The sequence below is a fragment of the Campylobacter jejuni genome (assembly GCF_001457695.1).
Lineage (GTDB): Bacteria > Campylobacterota > Campylobacteria > Campylobacterales > Campylobacteraceae > Campylobacter_D > Campylobacter_D jejuni.
The window spans coordinates 235,041-252,194 of the sequence record NZ_LN831025.1 but is presented as its reverse complement, the minus strand read 5'-3'; the positions used below and the strand labels follow the sequence as shown (position 1 = coordinate 252,194).

Here is a 17,154-nt window from a genome sequence, read left to right as displayed (position 1 = left end):
AAATTTTCCTAAGAGCATAAATTTGGGCTGATTATAACAAAAATTAGTTTTATAAACTTTGAAATTATCGATATAATTTTAATCTGCTTTTAATCTAGGAAATAACACATAAAGAAATTTAAGATTTTTTATAAAATTCTCATTCAATTATAAAAATTTATTTGATAATTTAACAAAATTTTTAAAAAGTCCAATCCCTGACTTATAAATTATCTACTACATATAAATAAGCAGGAATACTAATCTTAACATAAGGCTTTACTTCTACACTTTGATACATATCTTCATCATCAATTCTATTCACAATCCCAACAGGTATATCTGAAAAGAAAATATTATCAAGTCCACTTGTTAAAATTTCATCTCCGATATTAATTTTTGCCCATTTTGGAATAAATTTAACCACAATCCTGCCATCTTCACCTTGGATTAAACCTGGAGCTTTGGATTTTCCTATATAAACAGAAAAAACACACTGATCATCACCTTGTAAAAGAGCCATTGCTCTACCATTTTTATTAATAGCTATACCTGCAGTATATCCTTGATATATTAAACCACGATTTTTACCAACGGGAATTTTGCTCCAATCTAACCATAATTTTTTATAATCATTCAATTGAACATAAGAAATAACTCTAGTTAAAGAAACTTGAGGTAAATATTTTGTAGAATTTTGATCCTCTAAAATACGATTTAATTGATTTGCAAAACTAGTTACCTTTACAGCAATATCTTCTAATTCTTTATTTCTAGCTTTTAATTGCTGAATTTGATTTGCTTGATTAAAGTGTTCTGAAATTTTTTCTCCCAAATAATCTTTAATATTATAAAAAATACCTATAACAAAGTCATTAACACGGAGAACATTTTGCTTGATAAGTCCTCCATAATAAAAAGATATAAAAACCAAAAAGGCTAAGACAAGAACATAAAAAATCTTATTCTTCATTGGTTAATTGTTGCAATAATGAAATTTCCTCTAAAGCTTTACCTGTTCCTTTTGCTACAGCTAAAAGCGGTTCATCTGCGATATAAACTGGCAAACGTACAATTTCACTTAAGTATTTATCAAGACCACGAATCAATGCTCCACCACCTGTTAAAACTACACCGTTTTCTACTATATCACTTGCTAAATCAGGCGGCATCATTTCAAGAACCATTTTTAAAGCATCAGCAATTTCTTTTAAATACTCACGCATTGCTTCTCTTACATCTTCGCTTGTAAGTTCAATACGACTTAAAAGTCCACTTACTTGATCGCGTCCTTTTACCACCATAGAAAGCTCTTTTGGAAGTTGTATTGCTGAACCTATAGTGATTTTGATCTCTTCGCCTGTTCTTTCACCTATGATAAGATTGTATTTTTCTTTTACATAATTAACTATACTCATATCAAGCTTATCTCCAGCCGTACGAATAGACTTCGAAATCACAAGTCCACCCAAAGAAATCACTCCAATCTCAGTAGTTCCACCCCCTATATCTACTACCAAATTTCCTTTAGGCTCTTGTATAGGTAAACTTGCACCAATAGCTGCTGCCATAGGCTCTTCAATCAAAAATACCTCTCTTGCACCTGCACTTAAAGCACTTTCTCTTACCGCTTTTCTTTCTACTTGAGTTAAACCATAAGGAACAGAAATGATAATTCTAGGGCGTAAAAAACTTTTTCTACGGTGTGTTTTTTCTATAAAATAGCGGATCATTTTTTCAGTCATATCAAAATCTGCAATCACGCCATCTTTCATAGGACGAATAGCTTCGATATTGCCTGGAGTTTTTCCCACCATATCTTTAGCTTCTTTACCTACGGCTAAAATTTTTGCTTTGGAACCATACCTTTCTCTTTCAACTGCCACAACAGAAGGCTCATTTATCACTATACCCTTATCTTTTACCAAAACTAGCGTATTAGCTGTTCCTAAATCAATCCCCATATCACTAGAAAAAAATCCTATAAGTTGATCTAATATCATTTCTATCCTTTTTAACTTATTTTTCTTTTTATTAATAATGCCTTTGCATTGTCTTTAACAACTTCTTTGGTTATTACAATATCATAGTTTTTATACTCTGGTAACTCAAACATTAAATCTATCATCATTTCTTCTATAATACTTCTAAGCCCCCTAGCCCCTGTTTTTCTCTCCAATGCAAGTTGTGCGATAGCTCTTAGAGCATCTTCTTCAAATTTTAAATTTACCCCATCAATAGCAAAAAGCTTTTGATATTGCTTAATAATGGCATTTTTAGGCTCAGTTAAAATTCTTACCATATCTTCTTCATTAAGCTCATTTAAAGATGCAATCACATGCAAACGACCTATAAGCTCGGGAATCAAACCAAAATGCACCAAATCATCGGGTTCAATTTTCTCAAGTAAAGCTTTATTTTCTTCTTTTGCATCATCAAAAAAGCCCACAACTTTATCGCCAAGTTTTCTTTTTAAGATAGTTTCCAAACCATCAAAAGCTCCACCACAAACAAATAAAATATTTGAAGTGTCAATTTGTATAAACTCTTGATTTGGATGTTTTCTTCCCCCTTTTGGTGGAATATTTACCAAACTTCCTTCGATAATCTTAAGTAAAGCTTGTTGCACACCCTCTCCACTTACATCACGAGTAATAGAACGATTTTCACTCATTCTAGCAATTTTATCAATCTCATCAATAAAAACTATACCTTTTTGAGCTCTTTGCACATCTCCATCTGCAGCTTGTAAAAGTCGTGTTAAAATATTTTCCACATCCTCACCTACATATCCTGCTTCAGTTAAAGAAGTTGCATCACAAATTGCTATAGGTACATCTAAAAATTTAGCTAAAGTTTGTGCCAATAAAGTTTTTCCACTTCCTGTTGGCCCAACAAGTAAAATATTTGACTTAAAAAGCTCTGTATCATCATCTTGAAGTTCGGCTTTAAAAAGTCTTTTATAATGATTGTATACTCCAACACTAAAAACTTTTTTAGCTCTATCTTGTCCTATGACATAACGATCTAAATAAGCTTTTAATTCTTTTGGAGTGATATCTTTAAATTCTGTATTATGACTTTGTTTAGGTTCTTTAAATTCTTTTTCTTCTCCATAAATAATACTATAAGCACCTTCAACGCAATATTCACAAATAAAAGCATCATCATTTTCATTTGCTAAAATTCTTCTTTGTGGATTCTCCACTTCATTGCAAAAACTACATTTTCTAGGCATTATTTTTACCCCTATAGACAGGAATTCCGCGCTTTGTTTCTAATATAAAATGGCACATTTTTTTAACATTTTCACTTTCTTGATTTTCAAGCAAATTTTTAGCATTTTCTTTTAAATCTCCTTGTCTAAATAAAGTTTTAAAAGCTCTGCTAAGTCTATCTACTTCATCTTTATCAAAACGACGACGAATACCTACTAAATTTAAACTTCTAATACTTGCACGATTTCCTTCTGCTAAACAAAACGGTACTATATCCTGAGAAAGTGCACTTGCTCCTGCTATCATACAACCCTCACCTACTTTGACAAATTGATGAATAGGTGTAAGCCCGCCTACAACCGTAAAATCTCCAAGCTCTACATGTCCTGCTAAAGTTGCATTGTTAGCTAAAATAATATTATTACCCAAAAAACAATCATGAGCAATATGACAATAAGCCATAATAAAAGCATTATCGCCTATACGAGTAAAACCATCTCCTTTAGCTGTACCTGAATTTATCGTTGCAAATTCTCTAATAGTTGCATTTTTTCCTATAACAACACCGCTTTTTTGCTCTTCTTTATAAGATATGTCCTGAGGAATATCGCCTACTATAGCATAAGAAAATACACGAGAATGATCACCTATAGTTGTATCTGAAAGAATTCGAGCACCTTGTTTGATGACAACATCATTACCTATTTTAGCATCTTTGCTTACATAGGCATAAGCTTCTATTACAACATCGTCACCAAGTTGTGCACCCTCTTCAATCACCGCACTTGGATGAATTTTTTTCATTATTTATCCACTATCATAGCTTTAAGCTCGGCCTCTGCAACTAAATTTCCATCTACAAAAGCTTGCCCTTTAAAAATCCACATATTACCACGATTTTTAACCACGCTCATTTCATAATCAAGCCTATCTCCAGGACGCACAGGATTTCTAAATTTTGCTCCATCTATACCTGTGAAATAAACTACTTTACTTTTTGGATCCACTTTATCTTCCATACTTTCAAAAGCTAAAACTCCACCTGTTTGAGCCATACCTTCTAAAATCAAAACTCCAGGATAAATAGGATGCCCTGGAAAATGTCCCATAAAAACATGGTCACTTATACTGATGTTTTTATATCCTAGCACCACTTCTTTAACTTTTAATTCTGTAATTTTATCTACTAGTAAAAAAGGATAACGGTGTGGTAAGATTTCTTGAATTTGCATTACATCTATCATTATTAAATTAACCTTGAAAACAATTAAAAATTTTATTATATAAAAAAATCATTAAAAATTATATTAACAAAAAAGTTTTTCTTAATAAATTTCTTAAATTTTTACAAGCACCTCTTGATTATCATGATAAATTTCACTTTTTGCTATCACTTCATATCTTGAAGGTAAAATATTTTCAAGGATGATAATAGGGCTAAGATTATAAGTTCCAAACAATTTATTGCGCCATTTAATTTCTGCTTGCACACTCAAAGGTCTTTTTAAAAAATCTTCAAAATTTTTCCATTTGTTTTTAAAAAATGTATTAAAACGCCAAAATTCCACAAAAACCATTTCATCTTTAGTACTTCTATAAAAACCTTCTTTTAAATTCTGTTTTAAGCTTTCTTCATTTAAAGAAAATCTTGTATAAGCGTTTTTAAAATGCGAATAAAATAAAATATGAGATTTAACAGGCTTTTTATCTAATTTTATCGAAGCACTTAAAAGACGATAATTTAAAAATTTCTCTCTTAAAATTTCAAATTTTATACCTTTTTTTTCCCATAAAACTACTTTTTTATAAAGAGCTATTCTTGCTTCTATACTTGCAGGTAAAATTTGCTTATTTACAGGAGACATTAATTCATCAATAAAATTCTTATCTTGTTTTTGTTTTTTAAGTCCATAAATACAACCACAATAATTTTGATGATAGAGCATTTCTTTTTTTGCTAAAGCAAACTGCCTTTGAGTGCCGCCATTTTTACGAAAATCAGGAGCTAAAAACTCTACCCCATAAGGCTCACATTCTTTTTGTAAAGCATTTTTTAACTGTTCTAAATCTTTTTTAGGGCTGGTTAAAAGCGTAGTAGTAAGCTTTTTTTCTCCTATTTTAGCAGCAAATTTAACACTAGATCCCATTCTTACATCAAAGCAAATTTCACACCTTGCACCTTTTTCAGGCTCATCTTCATAACCACGCACAGCATTAAGCCATTTTTCATACTCATACTCACCTTTATAAAGCTTGATGCCAAGTTTATCACAAGATCTTTTTACATCTAAAAATCTTAGTTCGTATTCGCTTAAAGGATGGATATTTGGATCATAAAAATATCCTATGATTTTTTCATTAGGATAAGTTTTTCTAAGTTCTTCAATAAAATAATGACTATCTACGCTACAACAAATATGTACTAGCATTAAAGACTTTCAAGCACTTTTAAAACATGATCTTTTACACGAACATTACTATAAATTTGAGCAATTTTACCTGTTTCATCGATAACAAAAGTAGAGCGAATAAGACCTTCGTATTCTTTTCCGTAATTTTTTTTAAGCCCCCAAGCTCCATAAGCTTTAGCAACTTCTTTTTCACTATCGCTAAGTAAAATATGTTTTAAATCAAATTTAGAGATAAATTTTTCATGACTTGCCACGCTATCAGGACTGATACCAATAATCACTGCATTTTTACCACCAAATTTATCATAATTTAAACTAAAATCACAAGCCTCTGTAGTGCAACCTGGGGTATTATCTTTTGGATAAAAATACAAAATCACCTTTTTGCCAATAAAATCTTTTAATGCTATTTTTACCCCATCTTGATTTAAAAGCTCAAACTGAGGCGCTTTATCTCCTATGTTTAAACTCATTTACTTGCCTTTGCTTTAATAGCTTCAACGCTTTCTCCGCCAAAGCCTATGTCATAATTTTCTACATCTTCTAAAACCACCACAACTCTTTCTTTACTTTTATTATATTTCGTGCTTAAAAGTTTGGTAATATCAGCTATAAGTTCTGCTTTTTGCTCCTTGCTTAAAGACGGCTTTGCTAATTTAATATTTACCAATGGCATAATTTCTCCTTTTTTAACGATAATTTTTCATAATTATTTCAAAAAATACCTAATATTTTTTTAACAAAAAACCTTAATTTAATAAAAGCTTATTGTTAGTATATTTTTGATAAAATCCCGATTTATTCTTAAAATAATATTTTTTAAGAAATAAACAACTATAAAAGGTAAAAAAATGATCTCAGCAGATAAAATTTGGATGGATGGAAAATTAGTTGATTTTAAAGATGCAACTTTGCACTTTTTAACCCATTCTTTGCATTATGGTAATGCTGTTTTTGAAGGAACTAGAGCCTATAAAACAGATAAAGGCTTAGCAATTTTCAGACTTGAAGATCACACCAAAAGACTTTTAGAGTCTGCAAAAATTACTCTTTTAAAATGTCCTTTTTCTCAAAAAGAGCTTGAAAATGCACAAATTGAACTCTTAAAAGCAAACAATTTTAAAAGCAATGTCTATATCCGCCCTTTGATTTTCTTAGGAGATGGAGTTATGGGACTTTATCATATAAAAGCTCCTGTAAGAGTTGGAATTGCAGCTTGGGAATGGGGTGCTTACCTTGGAGAAGAAGGTTTAGAAAAAGGCATAAAAGTAAAAATTTCGTCTTTTGCAAGAAATAGTGTTAAATCATGCATGGGAAAAGCTAAAGCAAGCGCAAATTACCTTAACTCTCAAATTGCAAAATTTGAAGCTATTGAAGCAGGCTATGAAGAAGCTTTAATGCTTGATGAAGAAGGTTTTATCGCAGAAGGAACAGGAGAATGTTTCTTTATTGTAAAAGATGGGGTTTTAATCACACCTCCGAATGATTTTTCTTTAAAAAGCATTACTCAAGATACAGTGCTTAAAATCGCTCATGATCTTGGTATCACCGTGCTTCGCCAAAGAATTTCAAGAGATGAAGTTTATACTGCTGATGAAGCATTTTTTACCGGAACAGCCGCTGAAATCACACCTATTAACAATATTGATGCAAGAATAATAGGAAATGGTTTAAGAGGATCTGTAACTAAAAAACTTCAAGATGCTTATTTTGATGTAGTTTATGGACGCAATGAAAAATACGCATCTATGCTAACTTATATTTAAAAAAGGAAATAAATGCCAGCTGATTTGAATGATTATTTCAACAAAAAAAATGGAAATTCTAACAATAATGGAAACAACCGTCAAAATTTCAATTTCAAAGCACCAGAATTTAATTTTAAAGGTTTTGGTAAATTCTCTCCGTTTGTTTATGGGGTGATTATTATTGTTTTATTTTTAATCGTTGCAAAACCTTTTATGGTTATAAATTCTGGGGAAATGGGGATTAAATCAACAACAGGTAAATATGACCCAAATCCATTAGAACCAGGACTTCACTTTTTCTTACCTTTTGTACAAAAAATAACCATAATCGATACTAGAGTAAGACAAATCAACTATGCTTCTATAGAAGGAAGTAATGAAAATTTATCTTTAGGTTCAGGTGTTATTAATAAAAATAGCATTTCTGTGCTTGACTCTCGTGGATTGCCTGTATCTATTGATGTTACAGTGCAATACCGTTTAAATCCTTTGCAAGTTCCTCAAACCATAGCTACTTGGAGCTTAAATTGGGAAAATAAAATTATCGATCCAGTTGTTCGTGATGTAGTGCGAAGTGTTGTAGGAAAATACACAGCCGAAGAACTTCCTACTAATCGTAATACAATAGCCACTCAAATAGAAGAAGGTATAAGAAAAACCATAGAAGCTCAACCAAATGAACCTGTAGAACTTCGCGCTGTACAACTTAGAGAAATTATTTTACCTTCAAAAGTAAAAGAACAAATCGAACGCGTGCAAATTGCAAAACAAGAGGCTGAAAGAACTAAATATGAAGTAGAAAGAGCTAATCAAGAAGCCTTAAAAAAAGCTGCCTTAGCTGAAGGGGAAGCAAATGCAACCATAATCAGTGCCAAAGGTAAAGCTATGGCTGTTAAGATAGAAGCAGATGCACAAGCTTATTCTAACAAAGAAATCGCAAACAGCCTAAACACTCCTTTGCTAAATTTAAAACAAATTGAAACTCAAAAAGAATTTAATGAAGCTTTAAAAGTCAATCAAGATGCTAAAATTTTCTTAACTCCAGGTGGAGCAGTGCCAAACATTTGGGTTGATACTAAAGATGCTAAAAAGCAAAGTTCTGCCAACATGAACTAAAGGATATACAAGTGGAGAAACTAAGAGAAATCGTGCTTTTTTACACTACTCATTTATATTTAGTAGATTATATGCTGATTTTACTAGTTTTTTTTCTCTTCACTTGTGTTTTACTTCTTTGTGTATTTTTACGCCATAGACCTATAGCGGCACTTTTTATTATCGCGTTTGACATTATTATTTGTTTTTTAGTTTATATCTATGGGTATAAACTAATAGACAATGAAGTAAGAACTCGAAAAACCGCTATTACAGATCAAAAAATGATACAAAGCTCAAATGATTTAATTGTTGATTTTAACATTACAAATAATTCAAAAAATAATTTTAAAGAATGTAAAATTACAGCTAAAATTTTTGCAGATAAAATACCTAATGATAATATCATAGAAGAATATAAAAAGAAATTTATCCCTTTTAGACAAAAAAGTAGAGAAATTAAAGATCTAAAGAAAAACGCAACCCAAGTTCAAAGAATTGCTTTTGAAAATTTTAACTATGAAAATAACTATACCATACGCTTAGTTTCGGAGTGTTTTTAATGCATTTTACGATTTTTCATATTATAGCTTTTATCATTTTACTTATTTGCTTTGCCTTGATTTGTATTTTAATCTTTCTAAAAGTCAAACAGAAAGAAATGGCTTTGATTTCTTATACCATAGCTACTATTTTTACCGCACTTTTGATATATTCTATTTTTCTGACAATCAATCAATTCACCACTCAAGCCGATCTTAGCAAACTAACCTACACAAGAGATCTAAGACATGAAAGCGTTATAGTAAGTGGAAAAGTTCAAAATCTTACTAAATTTGAAATCAAAAAATGCTATTTGATACTTAGCATATTAAACCAAAAACAAGTAGGAGGAGAAATTTTCAATGATAAAAATGTCCGTAACGCTAAAATGCAAAATACAAGTGTTTCTTATACTATAGAAATCATAGACACACTCCCAGGTAATACCTATAAAGAATTTAGAGCCAGTGTTCCTTTTCCTCCAAGTTTTAATAATCCTGAATTTTATCACACTTTAAAATGTATTTGATTTAAGAAATCAATTAGTAAAAATTCTAAAATACATTAATTATTCACATAACAAAACAATAATTTCGCTATAAATTATATAAATATTAATAATAATTTAAATTTTATTAATATAATATTTATTAATATACAAGATAAGGAGTCAATCAATCTTTAAATATAAAAGCACTTTGCTAAATGAGAGTTAAAAATGAGAGGGAAAATAAAGCTATAAAAAGCTTATACCTTAAAACTCAACGAGATCAAAATGGGCTCAGAAGTATTAATCTGAGCTCAAAACAAACTTTTTTTATAATTGAAGTTTTATCTTTTCTAAAAAACAATAAGTAAAATATAATTAACTCAAATTTATTATATCAATAAAGAATAATATTAAAGCACTAAAAATAAGTAATCTTAGTAAAAATTATACAATTAAGTAATAATTAAATTGCATAGTATTAAAATACATTTACATCAAATTTATATTAAGGAATTAGTGATGAAAAAAATTTTCATTTCTTTTGTTGTCCTAGCGACATTGTTTATGGGCAAAAAATACCGCCTATACCGATGAAGTTGTATCGCTTTATCTTAATAAAGATGATACTAAAGTCATAGGAAGACTTTTACCTACAAATCCTTTTGAAGTGTTAAAAAGCGAAAATAACAGGGTTTTGCTAAAAATTGATGGTTATGTAAATCCTAAAGCACCTTCTGTGATTTATTTCAATGACTCTCAAAGAATTATTGTTGCAGCTTTTTCTAAAAATACAAAATTAAATTTCTCTCAAAGAATAACTGGAAAAAATGGCAAATGGGATAAGGTAAGCCTTTAAATTTTGGCAGATAAAAAAGAATTTGTCAAAGACAATAAAGAAATGTTAAATCGAGCCAAAGAGCTTTTTGTAAATAACTGCGAAATTTGCCACGCTATCCACAAAGAAAAAGAATTTACAGCTAACGCTTGGCCTGCAATTTTCCGTTCTATGGCTGATAGAACAGGTATTGATAAAAAAGACAGATGGCTAGTTATAGAATACTTACAAAAAAACGCAAAAGATTTTAAAACAAAATAAGGAGAAAAGCATGCTAGATAGAAGAAAATTTTTAAAAATTGGAGCGAGCTTAAGTGCTTTACCTCTCATCCCAAGCTTAAGTGCAGGAAAAACTGTAGAAGCTTCAAAAGTTAGTCTTGGACTTGTAAAAAATGGAGAAGTGATCACCGCAGCACACTGGGGATTTTAAAACTCACTATACAAAGATGGCAAGATAGTAAAAAGTGAACCTTGGGAAAAAGTTACAAAAATGGATAATCCTTTACAGCACTACACTGCTGATATGGTTTATAAATCTCGTGTGAAATACCCTTATGTGCGTAAATCCTACCTTGAAAATCCTGACAATCCTAAACCTGAACTTCGTGGTAAAGATGAATTTGTCCGCGTAAGTTATGATGAAGCAGTCAAACTTATCGCCAAAGAGCTTAAAAAAACAAGAGATAGTAAAGGTGCAAGTGCAATTTTTGGTGGAAGTTATGGCTGGAAATCAAGTGGAAATATGCAAAACTCACGCATCTTGCTTTATAGATTTTTAAATGTAACAGGTGGACTTGTAGGAGCTACAGGGGACTATTCTACAGGAGCTTCTCAAGTGATTATGCCTTATGTTGTAGGATTGATTGAAGTTTATGAACAACAAACCTCATGGGAAAATATCTTAAGTGATTCTAAATATGTTGTGATTTGGGGTGCTGATCCACTTTCTACTTTACGCATAGCTTGGACTTCAAACGAACAAAGAGGTTTGGCATACTTTGAAAAACTTAAAGACAGTAAAATCAAAATAATTTGTATAGATCCTGTAAAAACCGCTACAGCAAAATTTTTAAATGCCAAATGGATAGCTCCACGCCAAATACCGATGTAGCTTTAATGATGGGTATGGCAAGCCATTTAATCGCTAAGAAAAAAGTCGATTACGAGTTTTTAGACACTTACACCACAGGCTTTGATAAATTTAAAGACTATTTAGAAGGCAAAGAAGATGGAGTGAAAAAAGATACCAAATGGGCAAGTAAAATTTGCGGTATCGATGAAAAAACTATCAAAAATTTAGCTGAAACTTTTTATGATAATCCTACTATGATTATGAGTGGTTGGGGTATGCAAAGAGCACATCATGGCGAACAACCTCACTGGATGTTAGTTACTCTTTGTGCGATGTTAGGACAAATCGGCACAAAAGGAGGTGGTTTTGGACTAAGCTACCATTACAGCAATGGTGGTGTTCCAACTTGCAAAGGCGGAGTTATTGGTGGTATGACAGCAGGTAGCTTAGGGATTTGGAAAAATGGTAAATTTAAAGGTTTAGTAAAAAGCGAAACTTCAAACGAAGGCGCAGAATGGCTTCAAAATGCAGCGAGTTATTCTTTCCCTGTAGCAAGAATCGCTGATGCTTTACTTCACCCTGGAAAAACCATAGATCACAACGGCTCTAAGCTTACCTATCCTGATATTGATTTTATTTACTGGGTAGGCGGAAATCCTTTAGTGCACCATCAAGATACCAACACTAATGTAAAAGCATGGAGAAAACCACGCACCGTTGTGGTAAATGAAATTTACTGGACTCCAACAGCTAAAATGGCAGATATTGTTATGCCTGTAACTTCATCTTATGAAAGAGATGATATTACCATGACAGGAGATTATTCAAATATGCATATAGCTCCTATGAAACGAGCAGTTGAGCCTGTGGGTGAAAGCAAAGATGATTATGTAATTTTCTCTGATATTTGTAAAATTTATGGAAAAGATGTCTTTAATGCCTACACAGAAAATGGCAAAAAAGCTAAAGATTTCATCAAAGAATACTACAACAGTGCCCTAAAACAAACTCAAAGTTTTGGCGAAGCTTTTGCCACTCCTATGCCAAGTTTTGAAGAATTTTGGGCTAAAAATGAACCAATCACTTTTAAACCAACAGCTGAAAGTTTAGAATGGACTCGTTTTTCAGAATTTATAGAAGATCCTATCTTAAATGCTCTGGGTACAGATTCAGGACTCATTGAAATTTACTCAGAAACGATTAAAAATTATAATTATGATGATTGTAAGGCACATCCTACTTGGTTTGAGCCTATTGAATGGCTTGGAAATGCAAGCAAAGAAGCACCTTTCCACTTACTTACAAATCACCCAAGAGATCGCTTGCACTCTCAACTTTGCCACACAAGCTTAAGAGATACTTATGCAATAAAAGATAGAGAGCCGATTTTAATCAATTCCAAAGATGCAAAAAAACTTGGTATAAAAAATGGCGATGTAGTGCGTGTGTTTAACAAACGCGGTGAAGTTTTAGCAGGGGCGGTTGTAAGTGATGAAATCATGCAAGGGGTTGTAAGACTTTGCGAAGGTGCTTGGTATGATCCTAATGAAAACGGACTTTGCAAATGTGGAAATGCAAATGTTTTAACTATGGATATACCAACTTCAAAACTTGCCAATGGCAATATCTCTCACACAGGGCTCGTAAACATAGAAAAATTTAAAGGTGAACTACCAAAACTTACTGCCTTTAGCGCGCCAAAAGGTGCGAACTAAATTTAAGAAAGCCGCAAGGCTTTCTATTGTCCAAGCAAATTTAAACTTAAAGCCATTATTGCCATTCCTGCGATAAGTCCATATAAACTATCATGAGCCTTATCATAAGTTTTTGCAGCGGGCAAAAGCTCATCAAGGGATATAAAAACCATAATTCCTGCAATCACAGCAAAACTTATAGCTAAAGTAAGATCGCCTATAAAAGGCAATAAAATCAAAGCTCCAACAAAAGCACCCAAAGGCTCTGCTAAACCCGAAAGAGCTGAATAAATAAAAGCTTTTTTCTTATCTCCTGTAGCATGGTAAATTGGCAAACTCACAGCCAAACCTTCAGGGATATTGTGTATAGCCACAGCTATAGCTATAGCAATTCCTAAAGTAAGATTATCAAGACTTGAAATAAAAGTAGCAAAACCTTCTGGGAAATTATGTATAGCAATAGCTAAAGCTGTAAAAATCCCTGTGCGTTTTAAAGCTTTAGTATTGATCTGATGCAACTTTTCTCCAGGATGAAATTTCGGAGGATTTTGTCCTTTTTGAGGCAAGGGACAAATTTTTAACTCGCTTAAATCCTCTTTAGGCTCGTGAGGATTGACATCTTCGGGGATTAATTTATCAATCAATAAAGATATTAAAATTCCACCAAAAAAACAAGCTAGTCCCAAGAGCTCAGCCCAATGCGAATCATAGTGATTTTTAAAATCTTTAAGTGCAGTAGGTAAAATTTCCATGAAAGAAATATATATCATTACTCCAGCTGAAAAACCAAGTCCTAAAGAAAGCACTCTTAAATCATCTTTTCTGGAAAAAAAGGCTATTGTAGAACCTATAGCTGTAGAAAAACCTGCAAAAAGAGTCAGTAGTATTGCTATAAAAATTTGTTCAAATGTAAATTGCATTAATAATTCTTACTTCTAATTAAAATTTAATATTTTAAATACTTAATATTTATAAAAAGTTAACATATGATAAAAAGATAAAAAATATTAAAATTTTTAAGAATATTTTAAAATATTATAAAATAGAATAGCAACTCTGAAATTTTATTGTAAAAATTTAAAAGCTCACAAAAAGGAAAAATATGAATTTTCGTTCTCTAAATTTAAGTACTAAGCTTATTTTATCTGTAGCAATAGGAATAGTCTTAGGCATAGTTGTAATTGTTTTAACCGTATCTATATATACTTCTAAAAGTATGGAAAAAGAAGCTAAAGATTCAATATTTTTGTCTTCAAAAAGATATGTCAATTACATGGAAGGTATTTTAAATGAAGAGGTTGTATTAACAAAAGCAATGGCCACTTCATTAAATGAAATATTTTCAAAAAATGATCAAGTGGACGCTGGTATAATAGAAAGTCTTTTAAGAAATACATTTGATAGTAGCGGTTATGCAGCTTATGCTTTTCTTTATTTACAGGATTCTTCTATACTAACTCATGTTGAATCTTTAGATAAAAATTTTAAAAACTCTGATGGCAAAAGTGTAGCAATGATTTTTTTTGATGAAACCACAGGGAAGGCAGGCGGTATTAAAAGCATACACGCTCCGAGCAATTTTTCACAACTACCTATTATAGAAAAAATTAAAAAAAATGCAAGATATGGTGATCTTGATACTATATTTTTAGGATCTCCATCAAGACTTAATTATGATGGAACAGAATTTTTAGGTATTAACTTAGGAATGCCCTTATTTAATAAAGAAGGAAAATTTATCGGTATAGTTGGATTTACTTTTGATTTTTTAGAAATATCTGAAACAATACTTGATCCGAAGTTAGATTTTTATAAAGATGATTTAAGATTTTTAATAACAGATCAAGGTGTTATTGTTATTCATAAGAACAAAGATGCTATTTTAAAAACTTTACCTGAAATTAATCAAGATGCATCCGCGCAATTAATTATTGATGCTGTTAAAAATCATAAAGATTTGATTATTGATAATTATGTTGACTTAAGAGGAAATTTAAGCTATGCAGGAGTTGCTTCATTTAGTACCTTAGGAGATTCGAGTCATTGGAGCATGGTTGTAACAGCACCTAAAAAATCTATTTTTGCACCTTTATATGAATTGAATTTTATTCTAATTAGTATTGCAATTATTGTATTAATTGCTATTTTAATTATTCTGTATTTTTGTGTAAAAAATATAGTAGGATCTAAACTTCCAGTTATAGTTAATTCCCTGCAAAATTTCTTTGACTTTATCAACCATAAAACAAAAAATGTTTCTACTATAGAAGTAAAAAGCAATGATGAATTTGGACAAATCTCAAATGCTATCAATGAAAACATTCTTGCTACTAAAAGAGGTTTAGAACAAGACAATCAAGCCGTTAAAGAATCAGTTGAAACTGTTCATGTAGTAGAAGGTGGTAATTTAACAGCAAGAATTACTGCTAATCCAAGAAACCCACAATTAATAGAATTAAAAAATGTTCTAAATAGACTTCTTGATGCTTTACAAGCTAGAGTAGGTTCTGATATGAATGAAATTCAAAGAGTATTTAATAGTTATAAATCTCTTGACTTTACCACTGAAGTAAAAGATGCCAATGGAGCTGTAGAGGTAACTACTAATGCACTAGGACAAGAAATCATTAAAATGCTAAAACAAAGTTCAGACTTTGCTAATGCTTTAGCTAATGAAAGTGGAAAATTACAAACTGCTGTTCAAAGCTTAACTACTTCTTCAAATTCTCAAGCAGCTTCTTTAGAAGAAACTGCAGCAGCTTTAGAAGAGATCACTTCTTCTATGCAAAATGTTTCAGTTAAAACTAGTGATGTTATCGCTCAATCTGAAGAGATTAAAAATGTTACAGGTATTATAGGTGATATTGCAGATCAAATCAATCTTTTAGCTTTAAATGCAGCTATTGAAGCAGCTCGTGCTGGAGAACATGGTAGAGGCTTTGCGGTTGTGGCTGATGAAGTTAGAAAACTAGCTGAAAGAACTCAAAAGTCTTTATCAGAAATTGAAGCTAATACTAATTTACTTGTTCAATCTATCAATGATATGGCAGAAAGTATTAAAGAACAAACTGCAGGTATCACTCAAATCAATGATAGTGTAGCTCAAATTGATCAAACTACTAAAGATAATGTTGAAATTGCTAATGAATCAGCTATTATTTCTAGTACAGTAAGTGATATAGCTAATAATATCTTAGAAGATGTTAAGAAGAAGAGGTTTTAATTAATCATTCAAGCCCAAAAAAAGGGCTTGAATTTTAAAAATTTATGCTATGATTTTATATATTTTATCAAGGAAAATATATGAATTTATGGGATAAAAAGGCCAAAACTTACGCAAGATATCAAAACACTTTAAACACCATACAAAAGCAAACTTTTGAATATTTAAAAAATTTAAATATTTCTTTTCAAAATAAAAGTATTATAGACATAGGATGTGGAACTGGGGTTTGGACTTTACACTTAGCTAAAGAAGCTAAAGAAATTTTAGCCCTAGATAGTGCAAATACTATGCTTGAAATTTTACAAGAAGATGCTAAAAAACTAAATCTTAACAATATAAAATGCGAAAATTTGAGCTTTGAAACTTGGATGCAAAACAATCCTAATGTTAAATTTGATCTTGCATTTTTAAGTATGTCCCCTGCTTTGCAAAATAAAAAAGATTATACAAATTTCTTAAATCTAGCCAAAATAAAAATTTATCTTGGTTGGGCTGATTATAGAAAAAGTGATTTTTTAGATCCGATTTTTAAATATTTTAATACTGAATTTAAAGGTTTTTATAAAAAAGATTTAGAAAATTATTTACTAGAAAAAAATATATTTTTTCATAAGATTGTTTTTGATGAAACACGCAAAGTCCAAAGAACAAAAGAAGAGGCTATAGAAAATGCTCTATGGCATTTAAGTATGAACAAAATCACAACTTCTAAAGAAATTGTAAGTTCTTTTGTTGAAAATGATATTATTGAAACTATAGAATCTAAAATAAAACTTTTAATTATAAATAACTTATAAAAATATTAAGCTGATATTTATTACAATTTTACTCATTATTTCAAAG

At 30.9% G+C, this 17,154-nt stretch carries 15 protein-coding genes and 2 pseudogenes; 8 read left to right on the top strand and 9 right to left on the bottom strand.

What is annotated here, in order from left to right; genetic code table 11:
- Window positions 1-202: 202 nt before the first annotated feature.
- The 8 genes from mreC to AT682_RS01295 form a co-directional block, all read right to left on the bottom strand.
- Entirely contained in the window at window positions 203-952 is a 750-nt protein-coding gene (mreC, locus tag AT682_RS01330) for a rod shape-determining protein MreC (protein ID WP_002882452.1), read from the bottom strand.
- Entirely contained in the window at window positions 942-1,982 is a 1,041-nt protein-coding gene (gene mreB / locus AT682_RS01325; protein WP_002851700.1) for a rod shape-determining protein, read from the bottom strand. Before mreB ends, mreC begins: the two co-directional genes overlap by 11 nt.
- 11 nt (window positions 1,983-1,993) lie before the next feature.
- Entirely contained in the window at window positions 1,994-3,217 is a 1,224-nt protein-coding gene (gene clpX, locus AT682_RS01320; protein ID WP_002882453.1) for an ATP-dependent Clp protease ATP-binding subunit ClpX, read from the bottom strand.
- Complete coding sequence (gene lpxA / locus AT682_RS01315; protein WP_002882454.1) at window positions 3,210-4,001, bottom strand: acyl-ACP--UDP-N-acetylglucosamine O-acyltransferase; 792 nt, start codon at window positions 3,999-4,001, stop codon at window positions 3,210-3,212. Before lpxA ends, clpX begins: the two co-directional genes overlap by 8 nt.
- Complete coding sequence (fabZ, locus tag AT682_RS01310) at window positions 4,001-4,441, bottom strand: 3-hydroxyacyl-ACP dehydratase FabZ (protein WP_002857452.1); 441 nt, start codon at window positions 4,439-4,441, stop codon at window positions 4,001-4,003. The genes lpxA and fabZ overlap by 1 nt, the downstream gene beginning before the upstream one ends.
- 93 nt (window positions 4,442-4,534) lie before the next feature.
- On the bottom strand, window positions 4,535-5,626 hold the full coding sequence (locus AT682_RS01305; RefSeq protein WP_002882455.1) for an epoxyqueuosine reductase QueH: 1,092 nt from the start codon (window positions 5,624-5,626) through the stop codon (window positions 4,535-4,537).
- Entirely contained in the window at window positions 5,626-6,081 is a 456-nt protein-coding gene (bcp, locus tag AT682_RS01300) for a thioredoxin-dependent thiol peroxidase (RefSeq protein ID WP_002882456.1), read from the bottom strand. The genes AT682_RS01305 and bcp overlap by 1 nt, the downstream gene beginning before the upstream one ends.
- Window positions 6,078-6,284: a 4-oxalocrotonate tautomerase family protein gene (locus AT682_RS01295; RefSeq protein ID WP_002860331.1), complete on the bottom strand. Its 207-nt coding sequence runs from the start codon at window positions 6,282-6,284 to the stop codon at window positions 6,078-6,080. The genes bcp and AT682_RS01295 overlap by 4 nt, the downstream gene beginning before the upstream one ends.
- A 175-nt stretch (window positions 6,285-6,459) precedes the next feature.
- On the opposite strand from AT682_RS01295, the gene ilvE reads away from it, so the two are divergent.
- From ilvE to AT682_RS01265, 6 genes and pseudogenes are all read left to right on the top strand, one after another.
- The gene (gene ilvE / locus AT682_RS01290) at window positions 6,460-7,374 is read left to right on the top strand and encodes a branched-chain-amino-acid transaminase (RefSeq protein WP_002882457.1); all 915 of its coding nucleotides are present in this window, start codon (window positions 6,460-6,462) and stop codon (window positions 7,372-7,374) included.
- 12 nt (window positions 7,375-7,386) lie between these two features.
- Window positions 7,387-8,472: a prohibitin family protein gene (locus tag AT682_RS01285; RefSeq protein ID WP_002882458.1), complete on the top strand. Its 1,086-nt coding sequence runs from the start codon at window positions 7,387-7,389 to the stop codon at window positions 8,470-8,472.
- Window positions 8,473-8,483: 11 nt separating this feature from the next.
- Window positions 8,484-9,014 carry a DUF2393 domain-containing protein gene (locus tag AT682_RS01280; protein WP_002851753.1) on the top strand — a complete coding sequence of 177 codons (531 nt, stop codon included), beginning with the start codon at window positions 8,484-8,486 and terminating at the stop codon, window positions 9,012-9,014.
- The gene (locus AT682_RS01275) at window positions 9,014-9,523 is read left to right on the top strand and encodes a DUF2393 family protein (RefSeq protein WP_002882459.1); all 510 of its coding nucleotides are present in this window, start codon (window positions 9,014-9,016) and stop codon (window positions 9,521-9,523) included. The genes AT682_RS01280 and AT682_RS01275 overlap by 1 nt, the downstream gene beginning before the upstream one ends.
- Window positions 9,524-10,003: 480 nt before the next feature.
- A pseudogene (locus tag AT682_RS01270) lies at window positions 10,004-10,580 on the top strand (cytochrome c3 family protein).
- 10 nt (window positions 10,581-10,590) lie between these two features.
- A pseudogene (locus AT682_RS01265) lies at window positions 10,591-13,106 on the top strand (molybdopterin guanine dinucleotide-containing S/N-oxide reductase).
- 23 nt (window positions 13,107-13,129) lie between these two features.
- Here AT682_RS01265 and zupT read toward each other — a convergent pair.
- Window positions 13,130-14,005 carry a zinc transporter ZupT gene (gene zupT, locus AT682_RS01260; RefSeq protein ID WP_002858653.1) on the bottom strand — a complete coding sequence of 292 codons (876 nt, stop codon included), beginning with the start codon at window positions 14,003-14,005 and terminating at the stop codon, window positions 13,130-13,132.
- A gap of 182 nt (window positions 14,006-14,187) precedes the next feature.
- Between zupT and AT682_RS01255 the strand changes: the two genes are divergently transcribed.
- On the top strand, window positions 14,188-16,308 hold the full coding sequence (locus AT682_RS01255; RefSeq protein ID WP_058207848.1) for a methyl-accepting chemotaxis protein: 2,121 nt from the start codon (window positions 14,188-14,190) through the stop codon (window positions 16,306-16,308).
- An 80-nt stretch (window positions 16,309-16,388) separates the two neighbouring features.
- On the top strand, window positions 16,389-17,108 hold the full coding sequence (locus tag AT682_RS01250) for a class I SAM-dependent methyltransferase (protein ID WP_002883360.1): 720 nt from the start codon (window positions 16,389-16,391) through the stop codon (window positions 17,106-17,108).
- Window positions 17,109-17,154: the final 46 nt, after the last annotated feature.

Bases quoted from the DNA above. Each gene is read 5' to 3' on its own strand.
- mreC (WP_002882452.1), bottom strand. From the start codon at position 952: ATGAAGAATAAGATTTTTTATGTTCTTGTCTTAGCCTTTTTGGTTTTT.
- mreB (WP_002851700.1), bottom strand. From the start codon at position 1,982: ATGATATTAGATCAACTTATAGGATTTTTTTCTAGTGATATGGGGATT.
- clpX (WP_002882453.1), bottom strand. From the start codon at position 3,217: ATGCCTAGAAAATGTAGTTTTTGCAATGAAGTGGAGAATCCACAAAGA.
- lpxA (WP_002882454.1), bottom strand. From the start codon at position 4,001: ATGAAAAAAATTCATCCAAGTGCGGTGATTGAAGAGGGTGCACAACTT.
- fabZ (WP_002857452.1), bottom strand. From the start codon at position 4,441: ATGATAGATGTAATGCAAATTCAAGAAATCTTACCACACCGTTATCCT.
- AT682_RS01305 (WP_002882455.1), bottom strand. From the start codon at position 5,626: ATGCTAGTACATATTTGTTGTAGCGTAGATAGTCATTATTTTATTGAA.
- bcp (WP_002882456.1), bottom strand. From the start codon at position 6,081: ATGAGTTTAAACATAGGAGATAAAGCGCCTCAGTTTGAGCTTTTAAAT.
- AT682_RS01295 (WP_002860331.1), bottom strand. From the start codon at position 6,284: ATGCCATTGGTAAATATTAAATTAGCAAAGCCGTCTTTAAGCAAGGAG.
- ilvE (WP_002882457.1), top strand. From the start codon at position 6,460: ATGATCTCAGCAGATAAAATTTGGATGGATGGAAAATTAGTTGATTTT.
- AT682_RS01285 (WP_002882458.1), top strand. From the start codon at position 7,387: ATGCCAGCTGATTTGAATGATTATTTCAACAAAAAAAATGGAAATTCT.
- AT682_RS01275 (WP_002882459.1), top strand. From the start codon at position 9,014: ATGCATTTTACGATTTTTCATATTATAGCTTTTATCATTTTACTTATT.
- zupT (WP_002858653.1), bottom strand. From the start codon at position 14,005: ATGCAATTTACATTTGAACAAATTTTTATAGCAATACTACTGACTCTT.
- AT682_RS01255 (WP_058207848.1), top strand. From the start codon at position 14,188: ATGAATTTTCGTTCTCTAAATTTAAGTACTAAGCTTATTTTATCTGTA.
- AT682_RS01250 (WP_002883360.1), top strand. From the start codon at position 16,389: ATGAATTTATGGGATAAAAAGGCCAAAACTTACGCAAGATATCAAAAC.